The following is an 18368-nucleotide window of genomic DNA, read 5'->3' as shown; positions in this document are numbered from 1 at the left end:
CGGCCGGGCGAGCCGTCAGCTCAGCCGAACAGGAAGCTCTCGCGACCGCGGCGGTCGAGCTCGACGGTGAAGAGACCGCCGCTCAGCGGAGCACGGGCGAGCTCGTCGTCGCTCATGTTCTCGCGGGCCGAGCCGACGAGGAGCGTCGACATGTCGGGACCGCCGATGGCGATGCCGGTCAGCTGCGGCGCCGGGAACTCGATGCGGTCGATGAGATCGCCGTCCTGGTCGAGGTGGACGACGACGCCCTCGCCGTAGATCGCGCCCCAGAACTCGCCCCGCTCGTCACGCACGAGACCGTCGTGCATGCCGCCGCTCGTGAACGGCACGACCTCGGCCAGGTCGCCCTCGGGGCCCCACTGAGCCTGGAAGATGGTCTTGACGCCGGTGTCGGTGAACCACATGGTGCGGCCGTCGTCGTTCCATTCGAGCCCGTTGAAGGTCGTGAAGCCGCCGCGGAGGCGCGTCACGGCCTCGTCGGGGCCGATCCGGTACATCAGGCCGTCGGGCGCCTCGTCGGTGACGTCCATCGCACCGACGACGAAGGCGCCGAACGGGTCGCACTTGCCCTCGTTGAAGCGGATGCCGTCGTGCCGGTGCGGCAGGTGCGCGATCTCGTGCAGGTCTCCGCCCTCGTCGTCGGTCGTGACGATCCGGTCGCCGAGCGCCATGATCAGTCCGCCGCCCCGGCGACGCTGGAAGCTCGCGAGGGGCGCGGGCAGCTGCGTCGTGCGGTCGCGCGTCCCGTCGGCGCTCGTGCGGTGCAGCACGCCGGGCGTGATGTCGCACCAGATCCACTCCGCGGCGTCGGCGTCCCAGACGGGGCTCTCGACGAGCACCGCCTTCGCGTCGAGGAGGAGGCGGGGCTCGGTCGTCGTTCCGGTGGGGAGGGCCATCCCTCCGGTCTATCAGGCGACCGCCGACCGCGGCGCCTTCTGTCCCCCACAGGGCCGCCCGATCACCCCCCGGCTCACAGATGGCTGCGAGGTCGAGCACGAGGAGGCGCGCCGGGCCACCGTAGACGACGTGACCGATCTCCTGGACAGACCCGACGACACCGCCGCCACCACCGACCCCGGAGCCGCGCGCGCCGCCGGCGAGTGGCACCGACCCGAGCCCCGAGAAGACGGCTACATCGCCCTGCGGTCGTACGGGGCGATCGGCGACGGCCGGACAGTCGCCCTCGTGGCCCGAGACGGGCAGATCGACTGGCTCCCGATGCCCGAGCTGAACTCCGACCCCGTGTTCTCGGGCATCGTCGACGCCGGGAAGGGCGGTCGCATCGAGCTGCGGCCGGTCGACGACGACTTCTCGGTGCAGCGCCGGTACGTCGCGAACACCAACGTCCTCGTGACCCGCTTCCGCACCTCCACGGGCGTCGTCGAGGTGACCGACGCCCTGGTCACCGGCATCGCGGGTCGACTCCCCTGGGCCGAGCTCGCCCGACGGATCGACGGGGTCGAGGGCTCGGTCGACATGCGCTGGGCCGTCGTGCCCGGCAACACGTTCGGCACGCATCCGATCCGACGGTTCGACACGCTGCACGGGCCCGTCCTCCGAGCGGCCGACATCAACATCGCCCTGGTCGGCTTCGGCCACGGTCGCATCGACTCGACCCAGCCGGGCGACGGCGAGACGCACGGGGGCCCGCACCGCTTCTGGGGCGAGTTCACGACGGAGCCGGGGTCGCGCTCGCTCCTGTGCCTCTGCGGCGTCGAGGACGAACCCCTGCACCTGCCCGATCCGCACGTCGTCGACCAGGGGATCGACCGCACCATCGGCAACTGGCAGACCTGGTCCGACGAGTTCAACTGGGACGGCCCCTGGGCCGAGCAGGTCCAGCGCAGCGCCCTCGCCCTGAAGCTCCTCATCTACAGCCCCTCCGGCGCGATCGCTGCGGCGGCGACCGCCGCGCTGCCCGAGAACTTCACCGGCGACAAGAACTGGGACTACCGGTTCGCATGGGTGCGCGATCTCGCCTACACGGTGAACGCCCTCGTCCGATTCGGCCTTCGCGAGGAGACCCAGGCGGCCGTGTCGTGGATGCTCTCGGCTCTCAAGGCCAACGGCCGCACGATGCACATCTTCCTCAACCTCGACGGCACCGTGCCCGACGGCACGCACGAGACCGGATCCGAGGGCTGGCGCGGCATCGGACCGGTCTACAAGGGCAACCCGGCCGGTGAGCAGCTGCAGCTCGGCACCTTCGCCGACATCCTGTCGATCATGAGCCAGTACGCCGACGACGGGAACATCCTCGACGTCTCGACCGGCGACCTCCTCGCCAGCTTCGCAGACGACGCCTGCCGTCGCTGGCAGGAGAAGGACTCCGGCATGTGGGAGCTCCCCGACGAGCAGCACTACGTGAGCAGCAAGATGGGCTGCTGGCAGGCGATCGACTCGGCGCTGCGGCTGACCGAGATCGGTCAGATGCACCCCGACCCGGACGACCTCGAGCACTGGAAGAAGAACCGCGACCTCATCGTCGAGTGGATCGACGAGCACGGCTGGTCGGAGGAGCTCGGGGCGTACGTGATGTACCCGGGCAGCGACAAGCTCGACGCCTCGGTGCTGCTGCACGCCCCCAGCGGCTTCGACCGCGGCGAGCGCATGTCGAGCACCATCGACGCCATCCGTCGCGAGCTCGGGGCGGGGCCGCTGGTGTTCCGCTACAGCGACGTCCACCAGGAGGAGGGCACCTTCGTGGCCTGCGCCTTCTGGATGGCGAGCGCCCTCGCCTGCGTCGGCCGACAGGAGGAGGCGGTGGCCCTGATGGACGAGCTCGTCGACCAGACCAACGACCTCGGTCTCATGACCGAGATGATCAGCGCCGACGACGGCCAGTTCCTCGGCAACATGCCGCAGGGGCTCAGCCACCTCGCGCTGGTCAACGCCGCCATCACCATCCACGAGCTGAGCACCGACGCGACCGACGACCAGAAGGAGGCCCCATGAGCAGCCCCGCATCCGCCCCCGTCCCGACAGCCGCCGAAGACGACCTCGCTCTCGTCGACGCGTGGTGGCGGGCCGCCAACTACCTCACCGTGGGGCAGATCTACCTGATGGAGAACGCGCTGCTCACGCGGCCGATCGCGCGCGACGACATCAAGCCGCGCCTCCTCGGTCACTGGGGCACGTCTCCGGCGCTGAGCTTCGTCTACGCGCACCTGAACCGCGTCATCCGCCGGGACGACCGCGATCTGCTCTACGTCTGCGGCCCGGGGCACGGCGGGCCGGCCATGGTGGCGAACACGTACCTCGAGGGCACGTACTCCGAGCTGTTCCCCGAGATCACGCCCGACGCGCGGGGGCTGCAGCGGCTCTTCAAGCAGTTCTCGTTCCCGGGCGGCATCCCGTCGCACGCGGCTCCCGAGACGCCTGGTTCGATCAACGAGGGCGGCGAGCTCGGCTACTCGCTGAGTCACGCGTACGGCGCCGTGCTCGACGACCCCGATCTCGTGGCCGTCTGCGTGATCGGCGACGGCGAGGCCGAGACGGGGCCGCTGGCCACCAGCTGGCATGCGAACAAGCTGCTCGACGCCCGCCACGACGGCGCCGTGCTGCCGATCCTGAACCTCAACGGCTACAAGATCGCCAACCCGACGGTGCTCTCGCGCATCCCCGAGAGCGAGCTGCTCGAGCTCATGCGCGGGTACGGTCACGACCCGATCGTCGTCGCGGGCGGCTTCGACGGCGAGGACCCGATGCGGGTGCACGAACGGATGGCGGCGGCCCTCGACCGGGCCTTCGCCCGCATCGACGAGCTGCAGCAGGAGGCGCGCACCGGCGACGGCGGCGAGCGCCCCCGCTGGCCGATGATCGTGCTCAAGACCCCGAAGGGCTGGACGGGGCCGGCGATGGTCGACGGAGAGCGCATCGAGGGCACCTGGCGCGCCCACCAGGTGCCGCTGAGCGGGGTCCGCGAGAACGACGAGCACCGTGAGCAGCTCGACGCGTGGATGCGCTCGTACCGACCGGACGAGCTCTTCGACGACGACGGGCGCCCCGTCGCCTGGCTCGGCGATCTCCGGCCCGAGGGCGAGAAGCGGATGAGCGCGATCCCGGTCTCGAACGGCGGGCTGGTGCGTCGCGATCTCACCCTGACCGACTACCGCCGGCACGCCGTCGAGACGTCGGACGACCGCCGGACGCAGGCCGAGGCCACGCGCGTGCTCGGCCGGTGGCTGGCCGAGATCGTGCGCGACAACCCCTCGACGTTCCGGCTGTTCGGGCCCGACGAGACCGTGTCGAACCGACTCGACCCGGTGTTCGACGTGACCGACCGGGTCTGGTCGGCCGACGTCTGGCCCGACGACGAGCACGTCGCCCGCAGCGGGCGGGTGATGGAGGTGCTGAGCGAGCACCTCCTGCAGGGGCTCATGGAGGGCTATCTGCTGACCGGGCGGCACGGGCTGCTGAACACCTACGAGGCGTTCGTGCACATCGTCGACTCGATGTTCAACCAGCACGCCAAGTGGCTCGAGAGCGCCGACGAGATCGACTGGCGCGCCCCCATCTCGTCGTTCACCTACCTGCTGTCGTCGCACGTCTGGCGGCAGGATCACAACGGGTTCTCGCACCAGGACCCGGGGTTCCTCGACGTGGTGGTCAACAAGCAGGCGCACCTCGTGCGCATCTACCTGGCACCCGACGCGAACACCCTGCTGGCCGTCGCCGACCACGCCTTCCGCACCACGGACACCGTCAACGTCATCGTGGCGGGCAAGCAGGAGTCACCCGCGTGGCTGTCGCTCGCCGAGGCGGAGGAGCACGTGCGCCGCGGCGTCGGCATCTGGGAGTGGGCCGGCACCGAGGGCACCCCCGTCCACGGCGTCGACCCCGACGTCGTGCTGGCCTGCGCCGGCGACGTGCCGACCCTCGAGACCGTCGCCGCCGCCGATCTGCTGCGTCAGGTGCTGCCGTCGCTGCGCACCCGCGTGGTCAACGTCGTCGACCTCATGCGTCTGCAGGACGTCCGCGAGCACTCGCACGGGTTGACGAGCGACGACTTCGACGCGCTCTTCACGACCTCGAAGCCGGTCGTCTTCGACTTCCACGGCTACCCGTCGCTCGTGCACCAGCTGACCTACCGGCGCACGAACCACGACGAGCTGCACGTGCGGGGTTTCCAGGAGAAGGGCACCACGACCACGCCCTTCGACATGGCCATGCTCAACGACATCGACCGGTACCGACTGGTGCTCGACGTGCTGCACCGCGTGCCGGGGCTGGCCGACGAGCACCCCGAGCTGGTGGCCGACTTCGAGTCGCGCCGCGAGGCCGCCCGGGCGTACGCGTACGAGCACGGCGAGGACCACCCCGACGTGACCGGTTGGCAGTTCGGCGCCTGAGGCGTGAGACAAGCCGCCGCGCCGGGCGTACGGTCGGGCGCATGACGCCGAAGGACGAGACTCCCCCGCAGCTGAAGAACCCCGACATGTACGAGGCGCTCCGCGACGAGGGGGCGTCGAAGGAGAAGGCTGCGCGCATCTCGAACGCCGCCGCCCAGAAGGGCGACAGCGAGAAGAAGGTGGCCGCCAGGGGCGGGAAGTCCGGTTCGTACGACGACTGGACGGTGGAGGAGCTCAGGGGACGCGCGAAGGAACTGGGCGTGACCGGCTACTCCGACCTGAAGAAGGCCGACCTGATCGAGGCGCTCCGCGAACACTGACCGTCGCGGTCAGCCGGCCTTCTTCTTCGGGGCCGCCTTCTTGTCGGAGGTGGACGAGGCGGGCTTCTTCCTCGCCGCGGAACCCGCCCCTCCGGATGTCGACCCCGAGGTCGCCTTCTTCGCGGACTGCTTCTTCGCAGGCGACTTCTTCGCCGCGGGCTTCGATGTCGACGACGAGGCGGCCGGCTTCTCGGCAGCGGCGGGCTTCTTCGCGGGCTTGCGATGTCCGCCCGACCGGTTCTTCTCGACCGACTGGCGCAGCGCCTCCATCAGGTCGATGACCTCGCCGCCCTCGTCGTCGTCCTCCGGCTTCTCGCCGAAGGTGGCGTCGGTGTCGAGCGACTCGCCCTCCTCCAGCTTCGCGTCGATCAGCTGGCGCAGCTCCTCCTGGTAGTCGTCGCTGAAATCCGCCGGCTCGAAGTCGTCGCTGAGCGAGTCGACGAGCGACGACGACATGTCGAGCTCCTTGTCGCTGATGCGGGTCTGCTTCTCGAGCGCCGGGAACCGCGCCTCCCGCACCTCGTCGTCCCAGAGCAGCGTCTGCAGCATCAGCACGTCGCCGCGGACGCGCAGGGCCGCGAGCCGGGTCTTCTGCCGCAGCGAGAAGTGGACGATGGCCGTGCGGTCGGTCTCCTCGAGGGTCCGGCGCAGCAGCACGTAGGCCTTCGGTGACGTGCCGTCCGGTTCGAGGAAGTAGCTGCGGTCGAACATGATCGGGTCGAGCTGATCGCTGGGCACGAACTCGAGCACGTCGATCTCGCGCGACTTCTCCTCCGGCAGCGACTTCAGGTCGTCACCCGTGATCACCACGGTGCGGTCGCCGTCGTCGTACGCCTTGTCGATGTGCTCGTAGTCGACGACCTTGCCGCAGATCTCGCACTTCCGCTGGTACCGGATGCGGCCACCGTCGGCGTCGTGCACCTGGTGCAGAGAGACGTCGTGGTCCTCCGTGGCGCTGTACAGCTTGACGGGCACGTTCACGAGCCCGAACGTGATCGCGCCCTTCCAGATCGATCGCATGCCCGACATCTTTCTCCGCATGGCCTCCGAATGCCCGTCTGCGGGGTACACCCCGTGAGCGCGGGAGGCGCGGTGCGAGCACCGTGGACGGCATGAGCCAATACGACAAGAAGAACCCGGTCGACCTGTACCCCGCCCCGCCGTTCCCGAAGCAGGAGCAGTCGCTGCCGGGCGAGGCCTGGAAGATGGACCCGAAGCCCGACCACGGCGAGACCAGCTACGTCGGCAAGGAGCGCCTCACCGGCTTCCGCGGCATCGTCACCGGCGGCGACTCGGGCATCGGTCGCGCCGCCGCGATCGCGCTCAGCCGCGAGGGCGCCGACCTCGTGCTCAGCTACCTGCCCAGCGAGCAGGAGGACGCCGAGGAGGTGCGCGACCTGCTCGAGGGCGAGGGCCGCCGCGCCGTGCTCGTGCCCGGCGACATCTCGGACGAGCAGTACTGCCGCGACCTCGTGCAGACCGCCGTCGACGAGCTCGGTGGGCTCGACACCCTGGTCATGGTCGCCGGCCGGATGAAGAGCAACGACGACATCCTCACGCTCACCACCGAGGACATCGACTCGACCATCAAGACCAACGTCTACTCGCTGTTCTGGCTGACCCAGGCGGCCATCCCCCACCTCGAGCCCGGCTCGTCGATCGTGACGACCGGCTCGGTGCAGGGCACCCAGCCGAGCCCCGACAAGATCGACTACGCGCTGACGAAGGGCGCCATCGGCGTCTTCACTGCCGGTCTCGCGCAGCAGCTCGCGCCCAAGGGCATCCGCGTCAACCAGGTCTCCCCCGGCCCGGTCTGGACCCCCCTGCAGCCCGGCTCCGACGACGCCGAGACGGTGTCGGAGTTCGGCGGCCAGGCGCCGTTCGGCCGCCCCGGCCAGCCGGCCGAGCTCGCCGCCGCCTACGTGCACCTGGTCAGCCCCGAGTCGAGCTACACCTCGGGCGCGACCATCACGATCGCCGGAGCGATGCCGGCGGTCTGACACCGCGCCTCCTCGGCTCCGTCGTTCCACCACGGCCCGTCCTCCGCTCGTGCGGGGTGGCGGGCCGCGGTCGATGGGGCGGGTCCCCGTGGTCGGCGGCGGGTCGGCGCCGACCCGCCGCTGACGACACGGACCCGCCGCAGCCGGGTAGAACGAGAACCACACGACACGAGGAGGCGCGCGATGGCGGGCAAGGGACGCGGCGAGACCGTCGAGGTCGGCGGGCACCGGTTGCAGCTGACGAACCTCGACAAGGTGCTCTACCCCGACGCCGGCACGACCAAGGCCGACGTGCTCGGCTACTACGCCGCCGTCGCGGAGTGGATGCTGCCTCACGTCGAGGGTCGACCGGCCACCCGCAAGCGCTGGGTGAACGGCGTCGACGGCGAGGTGTTCTTCGAGAAGAACCTGCCCGACTCCGCGCCCGACTGGGTCGCTCGGCACACCATCGAGCACAAGGACCACGCCAACGTCTACCCGATGGTGAACGACGTCGCGACGCTCACCTGGCTGGCGCAGGTCGCCGCGCTCGAGGTGCACGTGCCGCAATGGCGGTTCGGCCCGAAGGGGGCGCAGCGGAACCCCGACCGGCTGGTGCTCGACCTCGACCCGGGCGAAGGCGTCGGCCTCGCCGAGTGCGTCGCCGTGGCGAAGCTGCTGCGGCCCATCGTCGAGGGCATGGGACTCGAGCTGATGCCCGTGACGAGCGGCAGCAAGGGCGTGCACCTCTACGCCCGGCTCGACGGGAAGCAGACCAGCGCCCAGGTCGGCGAGGTGGCCCACGAGCTGGCCCGCGCGATGGAGGCCGATCACCCCGACCTCGTGCTGAGCACGATGGGCAAGGCCGACCGCCGGGGCAAGGTGCTGCTCGACTGGTCGCAGAACAACGGCAACAAGACGACGGTCGCTCCGTACTCGCTCCGTGGGCGGACGCGGCCGACCGTCGCGATGCCGCGCACCTGGCGCGAGCTCGCCTCGAAGTCGCTGGTGCAGCTCGAGTACACCGACGTGCTCTCGCGGCTCAAGCGGCGTGGCGACCCCCTGGCCGACGTGTCGGCGCACGTGCCGGTGCCGTCGGGCGAGCTGGGCGAGGACTTCCGCAACACCGAGGCTCCCGACCACGACCCGTCCGAGAAGGTGCGCGACCGCCTCGAGGTCTACCGCTCGAAGCGCGACGCGTCCAAGACCGCCGAGCCGGTGCCCGCCGAGGCCCCTGCCTCGACCGACGGCACGAGCTTCGTCATCCAGGAGCACCACGCCAGCTCGCTGCACTGGGACTTCCGCCTCGAGCACGACGGCGTCCTCGTCAGCTGGGCCCTGCCGAAGGGCGAGCCCGACGACCCGGGCACGAACCACCTCGCCGTCCAGACCGAGGACCACCCGCTCGAGTACGGCACCTTTGAGGGCACCATCGCGAAGGGCGAGTACGGCGCGGGCGAGGTCACGATCTGGGACTCGGGCGAGTACGACCTCGAGAAGTGGCGCGACGGCAAGGAGGTCATCGTCGTGCTGCACGGCGAGCAGCGCGGCACCCGCCGCGTCGCGCTGATCCACACGGGCCACGGCGGCGGGCGGGCCGAGTCGAACTGGCTGATCCACCGCATGAAGGACGACGCCGACGGCAGCGGCAAGAGCGGCGGCAAGAGCGGTGGCGGCGGCAGCGGCAAGAGAAGCGGCGGAGGCGGCGGCAGCGGCAGCGGCAGCGGCAACGGTAAGAGCGGCAGCCGCAGCGGCAGCGGCGAGAGAAGCGGCGGCGGCGAGAGCAGCGGCGGCGGCTCGCGCGTCGGCAACTCCTCACGGGTGTCGCATTCGCGCGGCGACTCCCCCGGGAAGTCGGGCCGCGCCTCCTCGGCTCGCGACGGGAAGCAGGAGTTACCTGCGCCCGAACACGCAACCGCAACCGCACCCGACCCGGTCGCACCGATGCTCGCGACGACGGGCGACGCGCACGACCTGGCCGACGGCGACTGGGCCTTCGAGATGAAGTGGGACGGCATCCGCGCCGTCGCGATCGTGCACGACGGCGCCGTCACGTTCACCAGCCGAAACGGCAACGACCTCACCCCCGCCTACCCCGAGCTGCAGGAGCTCGCCGACCGGGTCGACAGCGAGGGAGGCGCGGTCCTCGACGGCGAGATCGTGGCCGTCGACGAGAAGGGTCGCCCCGACTTCGGCCTGCTGCAGCGCCGCATGGGGCTGAGCCGCCCGCGCGACATCGCCCGGGTCGCCGCAGACGCGCCCGTCCGGTACCTGCTCTTCGACGTGATGCGGGCCGAGGGCCGGTCGCTCGTGCGAGACCCGTACGACGATCGGCGCGAGGTGCTGACGCGCATCGTCGACTCGGGCGGCGCGATCGACGTGCCCCCGGCGTTCGACGGCGATCAGGAGGCGGCGGTCGCGACGTCGAAGCGGCTCCGGCTCGAGGGGGTGGTCGCCAAGCGCCGCGACGCCGCGTACAGCGTCGGGCGGCGCTCGCGGGCCTGGATCAAGATGAAGCACCACCAGACGCAGGAGGTCGTGATCGCCGGGTGGCGGCCCGGTGCCGGGCGTCGGGCCGACGGGATCGGCTCGCTGCTGATGGGGGTCCCCGGCGACGAGGGGCTGAAGTACGTCGGGCGCGTCGGCACCGGCTTCACCGACCGCGAGCTCGACGAGCTGCTGCCGTCGTTGCGCGCGGCGGAGCGCAAGACCAGCCCGCTGGTCGGCGTGCCGGCGGCCGACGCGCGCGACGCCCACTGGGTGACGCCGTCGCGGGTCGGCGAGGTGTCGATCGCCGAGTGGACCTCGACCGGGCGGCTGCGTCAGCCCTCGTGGCGCGGCTGGCGCCCGGACAAGTCGCCGGAGGACGTCGTCCGCGAGGGGTGAGTTTCGCGGCGTGCGGTCTGCGCGACCCGGCCCGCGCCTCCCGCCACCGCCACACCGCCACACCGCCACGAACTCGACATCCCGCCACCGAATCGCGTGGCGGCATGTCGAGTTCGTGGCGGCGTACGGTGACGGCGGGGTATCACTCGGGATCTCCCGGGTGTTGAGTGCAGCATGAGCACACCTCCCCCGGCCCCGAGCGACGACGCCGCCACCCTGCGCGGCCGGCGCGTCGTCCTCGTCGTGGCGGTGCTGGCGTCGTTCGTGGCGTTCCTCGACGGCTCGATCGTGACGGTGGCGCTGCCCGTCATCGCGCGCGAGCTCGCGGGCTCGGGCACCGGGGCCACCGCCGGCGCCGACCTCGCCCTGCAGCAGTGGGTGGTCGACGCCTATCTGCTGGCCCTCGGCTCGCTGATGCTCGTGGCCGGCTCGCTCAGCGACACCTTCGGCCGCGTGCGGGTGCTGCGGGCCGGTCTGATCGCGTTCGCCGTCACGAGCGTGCTCGCCGCCCTCGCGCCCGACCCCGGTCTGCTGATCGCCGCGCGCGCTCTGCAGGGCGTGGCGGCGGCGCTGCTCGTCCCGAGCAGTCTCGCGCTGATCACGTCGACGTTCAGCGGCCCGGCGCAGGGCCGGGCCATCGGCAGCTGGACGGCCTGGACGGGCGTCGCGTTCCTGATCGGCCCGCTGACCGGCGGGGCCCTCGTCGACACGATCGGCTGGCGCTGGGTGTTCGCCGTCGTGGTCGTGCCCGTCGTGCTGACCCTGCTGCTGATGACGCGCCTCCCCGGCGATGCGCACCGCGGCTCGGTCGGTGCTCCCCCGCGCGTGGACGCGATCGGCGCCGTGCTCGCCGCGGTCGGTCTCGCCGGCCCGGTCTTCGCGCTGATCGAGGGGCAGCGGGTCGGCTTCGGCGCCTGGTTCGTCGTCGTGCCGCTGGCCGTCGGCCTCGCCGCGCTGGTCGCCTTCGTCTGGTGGGAGCGCCGCGCCCCCGCCCCGATGATGCCGCTCTCGCTCTTCCGCACCCGCGCCTTCACGGTCGGCAACCTGGCCACCGTCGGCGTCTACTCCGCCCTGAACCTCGGCACGCTGACCATCCCGCTCGTCGTGCAGGAGCTCGCGGGGCTCTCGGCCACGCTCGCCGGGCTGGTGACCCTGCCCACCACGATCGTGTCGCTGCTGTTCTCGACCCTGTTCGGCACCCTCGCCGCCCGGCACGGCCCGCGCCCGTTCATGACCGTCGGGCCCCTGATCACGGCGGCGGGGTTCCTCTGGATGCTGCTCGTCCGCGAGCCGATCGACGTCTGGTGGCAGATCGTGCCGGGCGTCGTCCTGTTCGGATTCGGTCTGGCAGTGACGGTCGCACCGCTCACCTCGACGGTGCTGTCGCAGATCCCGGCCGCGCAGTCGGGGATCGCCTCCGCCGTGAACAACGCGATCTCACGGGTCTCCGGGCTGGTCGCGGTCGCGTTCCTGGGCGTCATCGCCGGAGGCGCGCTGACGGTCGACGGGTTCCATCGCGTCGTCGTCGTGGTCGCCCTGCTGCTCGGGGCGAGCGCGGTCGTCTCGTTCGTCGGTCTGCGGGGCGGGGCCCGCACCTCCTGACATCCCGCCCGGTCGACGGACGAGCCGCCCCACGCCCGGCAGGAGGCGCGGTGTCAGACCCCGAAGCGGCGCCAGGAGGCGTCCTGCTGGGCCAGGCGACGGAGCGCGAGCAGCAGCGGCTCGACGAGCACCGTGCCGAGCACGACGTACTGCACGGCGGCGTCGACCGAGTCGACCGGGATGCCGGCGATCTCGGCCTCGGCGACCGTCGCCATGGCCTCGGCGTAGCCGTCCAGCCGGCCGTCGGGCAGATCGAAGCCGGCCGCCTCCAGCCCGGAGATCGCGACCTCGAGGGCCGCGAGGACGTCGTGCGAGCCGGGGTCGATCGTCCACCCCCAGCCGTCGACGAGGGCACGGGCGCGACCGACGTCGAGCCCGTCGACGGCGGTCGGGGTCACCGCCCCCTGGGCGACTCCGAGCATCTCGGCGACCGAGTCGTGCTCGGCGTCGAGCTGCTCGAGCACGCTGCGCGCCGTCGCGACGCTGAGGCCGCCGACGCCCACGAGGGCCCGGACGAGCCGGATGCGGCGCACGTGGTCGTCGCCGTACTGCGCCTGGGTGGCGCTCGTGCGCTCGCCCTCGGGCAGCAGACCCTCGCGCAGGTAGTACTTGATCGTGGCGACGGGCACCCCGGTCGTGTCGGCCAGCTGGGAGATGCGCACGGTTCCCCTTGACATTGGATAGCGGGACTCTCCATTATTGGAGAGCCGCACTATCCATCTAAGGAGAGACCATGACGAGAGTCAAGCCGAAGCCGAGCCGCACGACGCACGAGCACGACGGCGAGCTCGTGGTGTTCCTGATCGGCATGACCGTCAATCGCTGGTGGCGACCCGACCGCTGGCTGCCCGTCTTCGGCGCCATGACGCCGATGCTCACGGAGCTCATGCGCGACCCCGACAGCGGTCTCGCCGGCTTCCGCGTCACGATCGGCCGCGGCGGGCCGGTGCTCGTCCAGTACTGGACGTCGCTCGAGAAGCTCTACGCCTACGCGAGCTCGCCCGATCAGGCGCACCGCCCGGCCTGGACGGCCTTCAACCGTCGCGCCCGCTCGGCCCCGGGCGCCGTCGGCATCTGGCACGAGACGTTCGTGGTCGACCGCGCCGAGAGCATGTACGTCGACAGCGCCGTGTCGGGACTCGCGCAGGCGACGCGTTCGGTCCCGGTCGGTCCGCGCAGCGACACGGCACGGGCCCGCGCGGCGAGCGGTCGCACGCCGGGGTCGACGGGCCCGACCCGCGCCTCCTGATGTGTCCCCCGACGGGGCCGCCGTCGGCGATCCGCGCAGGGGCCCGCGCGTAGCGTGACGGACGTGCCGCACTACGCCATCATCGCCCCGATCGACGCCCTCGTCGTCGGAGACCGCCACACCGTCGGGCGCCTGCCGCTGCACGCCACCGTCGTGCCGCCGTTCACCGCCCTGTCGGGGCGCCACGCGGTCGAGGAGGCCGTCGCGGGCGTCGCCGCGGGCACCCAGCCCATCCCCACGGCGATCGGCGCCACGGCCCGGTTCGGGCGCGACAGCGACACGCCGGTCGCCCTGGTCGAGCCCGAGCTGCTGACCGCGCTGCACACCAGCCTGCTCGCCGCGCTCGAGTCGATCGGCTGGGCCGCGGACGACCCCGATCGGAACGGCGCGGGGTATCGACCGCACGTCACGGCGACCCGGCAGGCGGCGTTGTCGGTCGGCGCCGTGCTCATCCTCGATCACCTCGCGGTCATCGACCTCGACCGCGACCAGGCCACGGTCGTCTCGGTGGCGGCGCTGGCCGGCGCACCCGCCTGACCCCGAGGGGGCCGACGACCAGCCGGTCCCCCGCGCGGGCGGACGCCTCGGCCCCGCTCGGCCCCGCTCAGGCGCGCGTCAGACCCAGCAGCCGGATGACGTCGTCGACCTCTTCGGCGGGTGCGCGCCCCGCGTCGACGACCACGTGCCGCTCGTCGGCCTGCGGCGGCTCGAGCGTGGCGACCTGGGAGTCGAGCAGAGCGCTCGGCATGAAGTGCCCCTCGCGCGACGCCATGCGGTCGCCGAGCATCTCGCGGGTGCCCCGGAGGTAGACGAAGACGACGTTGTGCTCGCGCAGCACGTCGCGGTACTTGCGCTTCAGCGCCGAGCAGGTGATGACGCCCGGCACGCCCGCCATGGCGTGCTCGATGATCCACGACGACACCGTGTCGAGCCAGGGGGCCCGGTCGTCGTCGTCGAGGGGCGTGCCCGCGGCCATCTTGGCGACGTTCTCGTCGGGGTGCAGGTCGTCGCCCTCGTAGAAGTCCCAGCCGAGCTGCTCGGCGAGCATCGCGGCGAGCGTCGACTTGCCCGAGCCGGAGACGCCCATCACGACCAGCACGGGATCGGTGGCGTACGGCCCCGAGGAGGCGCGACCCGCGTTCTCGACGACGGCCATCAGACGACCCCGCCTGCCGACACGGGCGTCTCGCTGCTCGGAGTGGTGGGGGCGGCGGGTGCCGCAGCGCTGGGGGTCATGCTGTCGCGTCCTTTCGAGGACGCGTCGTCGCGACCTCGTCGTCAGGGGGATGGTGCGGGTTCGAACGGGCGGGGCCTCGCGCCGGCCACCCGTCGATCTGGCAGTCTTGAGGCGCGAGTCGATCTGATCGATGCTGATAAATCAGATTTATGGAGTCTGCCACAGGGCGACCCACCCGGCAAGGCGCCCTCGCCCCGATCCCAGGAGCTGACGATGACGCCCGGACTCCAGTCATCCCGTGAGCGCGGTCTGCACGCTCAGGTGGTCGACGTCCTCGGTCAGGAGATCGTCGACGGTCGACTCGGCCCGGGGTCCATCGTGAACCTCGACGAGCTCGCCGTCCGATTCTCGGTCTCCCGCTCGGTGCTCCGCGAGTCGCTCCGGGTGCTGCAGTCGCTCGGCATGGTCGAGCCGCGCCAGCGGGTCGGCACCCAGGTGCTCCCCCGCGCCTCGTGGGATCTGATGAGCCCGCAGATCATCGTGTGGCGCGGCCGCGGGCCCGAGTACCACACGCAGATGCGCGAGCTGCTCGAGCTGCGACTCGGCCTCGAACCGGTGGCCGCCCGCCTCAGCGCGGGGCGGCTCGACCCCCTGCAGGCGGCGCTCGTCCGCCAGGCGGCCAGCGCGATGGTCGAAGCCGGCGTCGAGGGCGACGGGCGGAAGTACCTCGAGGCCGACATCGCGTTCCATTCGGCGATCCTGCACGGCTCGGGCAACGCCGTCATCGGCCACTTCGCCACGACGGTCGAAGCGCTGCTGCGTACCCGCACCGAGGAGCGACGCTTCACCATCACCGAGTACACCCCCGCCAGCGCCGCCCGGCACCACGCCCTGGCGGACGCCCTCGCCGACGGCGACGCCGACGGGGCCTTCGCCGCCGCGCAGGCGCTGATCACGGCCACCGTGGCCGAGTTCGACGACGAGCGCGAAGCGGCCCCTGGCCTCTGAGACGACGCGCCGGAGGGGTCAGTCGATCACCTGCACGTCGGTGAAGGCGCCCTCCTCGACCAGCTGCGCCGCGCCTCCTGCGGGGGCGATGCTCCAGAGCCCGGGGGTGGCACCGCTGGCGAGCCCGACGAAGAGGACCCCGTCGGCGTCGGCCGCGATGCTGCCGGGTCGCGTCTGGCTCTGCAGGGCGAGACCGGTGGCGGGCACCACCGTGCGGACGCCGCTCGGCGAGGTGACGGCGACGTCCTTCGTGGCGAGGTCGGCCGTGCACGGCGGACGGTTCGCGCCCTGCGGCAGGCAGAACGTCGTCGCCTGCAGCGAGTAGAACGAACCGTTCAGACCGTAGCCGCCCGCGGCGTAGATGGTGCGGTCGGTGAGCGAGGGGCTGCCGCCCGAGGTGCCGGAGCCGTCGTCCGTCGACCAGAACTGGAGACCCACGGCGCCGCCGCTGTTGGCCTCGAAGTAGTTCGTGCGACCGGCGCCGGCGACGAGGTCGGCGAGACGGGTGGTGCCCTGCGAGAAGGCGCTCTCAACCGGGGCGCCGCCGCCGGCCGGGTAGGTGCGCAGCACGCTGGTGTACAGCACGACGACGTCGCCGTTCGCCCGCACCGTCAGCTGCAGGGGCGCCGAGGGGAACGACGCGGCGACCGTGCGGCGGGTGCCGTCGACGCCGAACTCGACGAGCGAGCCCGAGGCGGTGAGCAGGTACGCGACGCCCTTCGGCGACACATGCAGCTCGTCGGCGCCCGCCAGCCCGGTGGCCAGGGTGACCGGGGCCGCCTGGGTGGCGGGGTACCGGACGAGAGTGCCGGCCGTCGAGTCGAGCACCGTGACGTCGCCGTTCGCGGCCACGTCGTAGCCGCCGGGTGCGGCCGGCGCCGCAGCGACGTCGAGGGGCGCCGAGTCGACGGCCGGGAACACAACGATGCGTCCGTTCGTCACGGCGAAGACGGCGGTCCCCTCGTCCACGGGGGTGACGGGCGCGGTCGCGGGCGTGAACGACACCGCGGCGGCGACGCTCGAGACCGACGCGTTCCGCGCCCTGACCTCGAGACGCGCGCGACTGCCGGGGGTCAGCCCGGTGATGCGAGCGGTCCGCACCGTCGGGCCGACCCGGATCGTCCGCCCGACGGCATGCCCGCCGACCGAGACGAGGGTGACCGAGTAGCCCGCGAGGGCCGGCGAGCCGGTCGACGCCGGGGCCTTCCAGCCGATGTCCACGGAGGTCGCCCCGACTGCGGTGGCCGTGACCGACCGCGGGGCGGAGGGGGCCCTGACGACGGCCTTCTTCTTCGGGCCGGTCGCGGTCTTCGGGCCGGTCGCGCCCTTCGGGCCGGTCGCGGTCTTCGGGCCGGTCGAACCCTTCGCACTGCTGGTGCTGCTCGTGCTGCTGGTGCTGTTCGTGCCCGAGGGGGCTGCGACGGCCGGGGCCGCCACCCCCAGAGACAGGATCGCTGCCACGGCGACGATGCCGGTGAGTCGGTTCATGGGGGGTGTTCTCCTGACGGGTGGCGGGTTCGGGTTCCGCCAGAGGCGACGATATCGCCCGCGGAGCCGGTCCCCCAAGAAGGGGACCGGGTGACTCCCGCCCACCCGCGGATGACTCTCGGCCGGCCCGACACGTCCCGTTCACCCCGTGGACGCCTCGGCAGGGCAGCATGCCCGCATGATCGCGATGAGCGCCCGTGTGACGCCGACCACCGGCAGCGACTCCGTGCGCCTGCTCGAGCGCAGCCTCCGCAGCCACTACGAGAGCCTCCCGATCGCCGCGCACCAGTACCTCGTGCGCTTCTCCGACGGCCCCGTGCTCGTGACCGACGAGGTCGGCTCGCTGCGGCTCGACGTCGTCGTGGCCGACGAGCGATCGGCGCGTCACTTCGAGGACTCCCTCCGCTCCGAGCTCGCCATCCGCACGCTCGACGACTCGCTCGCCGTCAGCTGGTCCCGCGACGCGCACGCACCGCTGCCCCTCCGCTGAGCCCGTCGCCGAGACATCCCCGGAGGCACCGACAGAGCACCCGCCGAGGAGGCGCGGGTCAGCCCTCCGCCGCGGCGATCAGCTTCGACATGGTCCGGTGCAGCACCACCAGCTCGTCGCGCTCGACCCCGAGGCGCTCCATCATCCGCGCCGGGATCGACTCGGCCTCGGCCCGGAGGACGGCACCGGCGGGGGTGAGTGCGATGGCGAGCGTGCGCTCGTCCGTCGACCCGCGCCTCCTCGTCACGAGCCCCTGCGCCTCGAGCCGCTTGACCAGCGGCGAGAGCGTGCCGGGGTCGAGACGCAGCGCCGTCGCCAGGTCTTTGAGGGCGAGCGCGGGGCCCTGCCAGAGGGCGAGCATCACGAGGTACTGGGGGTGCGTCAGCCCGAGCGGCTCGAGCACCGGGCGGTAGGCGGCGACGACGCTGCGGGACGCGACGGAGAGCGCGAAGCAGATCTGACTCTCGAGGGCGAGCGGGTCGACCTGCGGACGATCGGCCGCGGGCGGGCCGGTCGGCACCGCCTGAGCGATGGGCGTGGTCACCGCTCGGCCTGCGGTGCCGGGCAGTGCAGCATCGTCCGCACACCGGAGCGGTCGACGACGTGCTCGTCCATCGGGTGGCCGCAGAGCGGGCAGGCTCCCCCGTGGACGGGCGGCACGAGGGGCGCCTCGTTCTTGAGCCCGAGCTGCGCCCCGCCGATGTACGGACGCAGACGCCGGTTGAGCCCCTCGATCAGGTCGCCGAAGCGGCTGCCGTGCTCGTAGCTGCGGGGTTCGCGGTCATCTCGTCTCGGGCTCACGATCAGTTAGTGTACCA

General features: G+C 72.0%; 17 protein-coding genes. 10 read left to right on the top strand and 7 right to left on the bottom strand.

What is annotated here, in order from left to right:
• Nucleotides 1-20: 20 nt before the first annotated feature.
• On the bottom strand, nucleotides 21-896 hold the full coding sequence (locus tag IFT51_RS05720; protein ID WP_244636933.1) for an SMP-30/gluconolactonase/LRE family protein: 876 nt from the start codon (nucleotides 894-896) through the stop codon (nucleotides 21-23).
• Between the two features lie 238 nt (nucleotides 897-1134).
• Between IFT51_RS05720 and IFT51_RS05715 the strand changes: the two genes are divergently transcribed.
• The 3 genes from IFT51_RS05715 to IFT51_RS05705 are packed head-to-tail and all read left to right on the top strand — an operon-like array spanning nucleotide 1135 to nucleotide 5671.
• A complete protein-coding gene (locus tag IFT51_RS05715; protein WP_371740711.1) occupies nucleotides 1135-2955 on the top strand; it encodes a glycoside hydrolase family 15 protein in 1821 nt (606 codons plus the stop codon).
• Complete coding sequence (locus tag IFT51_RS05710) at nucleotides 2952-5351, top strand: phosphoketolase (RefSeq protein WP_192060059.1); 2400 nt, start codon at nucleotides 2952-2954, stop codon at nucleotides 5349-5351. The genes IFT51_RS05715 and IFT51_RS05710 overlap by 4 nt, the downstream gene beginning before the upstream one ends.
• Before the next feature lie 41 nt (nucleotides 5352-5392).
• Nucleotides 5393-5671: a Rho termination factor N-terminal domain-containing protein gene (locus IFT51_RS05705; RefSeq protein ID WP_192060057.1), complete on the top strand. Its 279-nt coding sequence runs from the start codon at nucleotides 5393-5395 to the stop codon at nucleotides 5669-5671.
• A 9-nt stretch (nucleotides 5672-5680) separates the two neighbouring features.
• Here the strand turns inward: IFT51_RS05705 and IFT51_RS05700 are convergent, their stop codons facing one another.
• Nucleotides 5681-6691: a Ku protein gene (locus IFT51_RS05700; protein WP_192060055.1), complete on the bottom strand. Its 1011-nt coding sequence runs from the start codon at nucleotides 6689-6691 to the stop codon at nucleotides 5681-5683.
• Nucleotides 6692-6783: 92 nt separating this feature from the next.
• Here IFT51_RS05700 and IFT51_RS05695 point away from each other — a divergent pair, with 92 nt between their 5' ends.
• From IFT51_RS05695 to IFT51_RS05685, 3 genes are all read left to right on the top strand, one after another.
• Nucleotides 6784-7671 carry an SDR family oxidoreductase gene (locus IFT51_RS05695; RefSeq protein ID WP_192060053.1) on the top strand — a complete coding sequence of 296 codons (888 nt, stop codon included), beginning with the start codon at nucleotides 6784-6786 and terminating at the stop codon, nucleotides 7669-7671.
• Nucleotides 7672-7854: 183 nt separating this feature from the next.
• Entirely contained in the window at nucleotides 7855-10536 is a 2682-nt protein-coding gene (locus tag IFT51_RS05690) for an ATP-dependent DNA ligase (protein WP_192060051.1), read from the top strand.
• 174 nt (nucleotides 10537-10710) lie between these two features.
• Entirely contained in the window at nucleotides 10711-12138 is a 1428-nt protein-coding gene (locus tag IFT51_RS05685; RefSeq protein ID WP_192060049.1) for an MFS transporter, read from the top strand.
• A 53-nt stretch (nucleotides 12139-12191) separates the two neighbouring features.
• On the opposite strand, the gene IFT51_RS05680 is transcribed toward IFT51_RS05685, so the two are convergent.
• Nucleotides 12192-12800, bottom strand: a complete 609-nt coding sequence (locus IFT51_RS05680) for a MerR family transcriptional regulator (protein WP_371740703.1) — start codon at nucleotides 12798-12800, stop codon at nucleotides 12192-12194.
• Nucleotides 12801-12871: 71 nt separating this feature from the next.
• On the opposite strand from IFT51_RS05680, the gene IFT51_RS05675 reads away from it, so the two are divergent.
• Complete coding sequence (locus IFT51_RS05675; protein WP_192060045.1) at nucleotides 12872-13387, top strand: DUF4188 domain-containing protein; 516 nt, start codon at nucleotides 12872-12874, stop codon at nucleotides 13385-13387.
• Between the two features lie 63 nt (nucleotides 13388-13450).
• Nucleotides 13451-13924 (top strand): 2'-5' RNA ligase family protein, encoded by a 474-nt coding sequence (locus IFT51_RS05670; RefSeq protein WP_192060043.1) that lies wholly within the window; start codon nucleotides 13451-13453, stop codon nucleotides 13922-13924.
• Between the two features lie 67 nt (nucleotides 13925-13991).
• Here the strand turns inward: IFT51_RS05670 and IFT51_RS05665 are convergent, their stop codons facing one another.
• Nucleotides 13992-14543, bottom strand: a complete 552-nt coding sequence (locus tag IFT51_RS05665) for a gluconokinase (RefSeq protein ID WP_192060041.1) — start codon at nucleotides 14541-14543, stop codon at nucleotides 13992-13994.
• Between the two features lie 294 nt (nucleotides 14544-14837).
• On the opposite strand from IFT51_RS05665, the gene IFT51_RS05660 reads away from it, so the two are divergent.
• Nucleotides 14838-15572: a FadR/GntR family transcriptional regulator gene (locus IFT51_RS05660; protein ID WP_192060039.1), complete on the top strand. Its 735-nt coding sequence runs from the start codon at nucleotides 14838-14840 to the stop codon at nucleotides 15570-15572.
• 18 nt (nucleotides 15573-15590) lie between these two features.
• Here the strand turns inward: IFT51_RS05660 and IFT51_RS05655 are convergent, their stop codons facing one another.
• On the bottom strand, nucleotides 15591-17060 hold the full coding sequence (locus IFT51_RS05655; RefSeq protein ID WP_192060037.1) for a fibronectin type III domain-containing protein: 1470 nt from the start codon (nucleotides 17058-17060) through the stop codon (nucleotides 15591-15593).
• Nucleotides 17061-17238: 178 nt separating this feature from the next.
• Here IFT51_RS05655 and IFT51_RS05650 point away from each other — a divergent pair, with 178 nt between their 5' ends.
• On the top strand, nucleotides 17239-17550 hold the full coding sequence (locus tag IFT51_RS05650; RefSeq protein ID WP_192060035.1) for a hypothetical protein: 312 nt from the start codon (nucleotides 17239-17241) through the stop codon (nucleotides 17548-17550).
• A gap of 58 nt (nucleotides 17551-17608) precedes the next feature.
• Here IFT51_RS05650 and IFT51_RS05645 read toward each other — a convergent pair whose 3' ends face one another.
• Together IFT51_RS05645 and IFT51_RS05640 are read right to left on the bottom strand one after the other, a co-directional pair.
• Nucleotides 17609-18094: a MarR family winged helix-turn-helix transcriptional regulator gene (locus IFT51_RS05645; protein ID WP_371740702.1), complete on the bottom strand. Its 486-nt coding sequence runs from the start codon at nucleotides 18092-18094 to the stop codon at nucleotides 17609-17611.
• Complete coding sequence (locus IFT51_RS05640; protein WP_192060033.1) at nucleotides 18091-18351, bottom strand: hypothetical protein; 261 nt, start codon at nucleotides 18349-18351, stop codon at nucleotides 18091-18093. The genes IFT51_RS05645 and IFT51_RS05640 overlap by 4 nt, the downstream gene beginning before the upstream one ends.
• Between the last annotated feature and the right edge of the window lie 17 nt (nucleotides 18352-18368).

The sequence above is a fragment of the Frigoribacterium sp. CFBP 13712 genome (genome assembly GCF_014842255.1).
GTDB lineage: Bacteria > Actinomycetota > Actinomycetes > Actinomycetales > Microbacteriaceae > Frigoribacterium.
Note: the sequence above shows the minus strand (reverse complement) of the source record. Positions and strands in the feature narration are given on the sequence as shown.

Coding starts and splice junctions, on each gene's coding strand:
- IFT51_RS05720 (WP_244636933.1), bottom strand. CDS start 896: ATGGCCCTCCCCACCGGAACGACGACCGAGCCCCGCCTCCTCCTCGAC.
- IFT51_RS05705 (WP_192060057.1), top strand. CDS start 5,393: ATGACGCCGAAGGACGAGACTCCCCCGCAGCTGAAGAACCCCGACATG.
- IFT51_RS05690 (WP_192060051.1), top strand. CDS start 7,855: ATGGCGGGCAAGGGACGCGGCGAGACCGTCGAGGTCGGCGGGCACCGG.
- IFT51_RS05695 (WP_192060053.1), top strand. CDS start 6,784: ATGAGCCAATACGACAAGAAGAACCCGGTCGACCTGTACCCCGCCCCG.
- IFT51_RS05660 (WP_192060039.1), top strand. CDS start 14,838: ATGACGCCCGGACTCCAGTCATCCCGTGAGCGCGGTCTGCACGCTCAG.
- IFT51_RS05685 (WP_192060049.1), top strand. CDS start 10,711: ATGAGCACACCTCCCCCGGCCCCGAGCGACGACGCCGCCACCCTGCGC.
- IFT51_RS05700 (WP_192060055.1), bottom strand. CDS start 6,691: ATGCGATCGATCTGGAAGGGCGCGATCACGTTCGGGCTCGTGAACGTG.
- IFT51_RS05650 (WP_192060035.1), top strand. CDS start 17,239: ATGATCGCGATGAGCGCCCGTGTGACGCCGACCACCGGCAGCGACTCC.
- IFT51_RS05665 (WP_192060041.1), bottom strand. CDS start 14,543: ATGGCCGTCGTCGAGAACGCGGGTCGCGCCTCCTCGGGGCCGTACGCC.
- IFT51_RS05710 (WP_192060059.1), top strand. CDS start 2,952: ATGAGCAGCCCCGCATCCGCCCCCGTCCCGACAGCCGCCGAAGACGAC.
- IFT51_RS05675 (WP_192060045.1), top strand. CDS start 12,872: ATGACGAGAGTCAAGCCGAAGCCGAGCCGCACGACGCACGAGCACGAC.
- IFT51_RS05655 (WP_192060037.1), bottom strand. CDS start 17,060: ATGAACCGACTCACCGGCATCGTCGCCGTGGCAGCGATCCTGTCTCTG.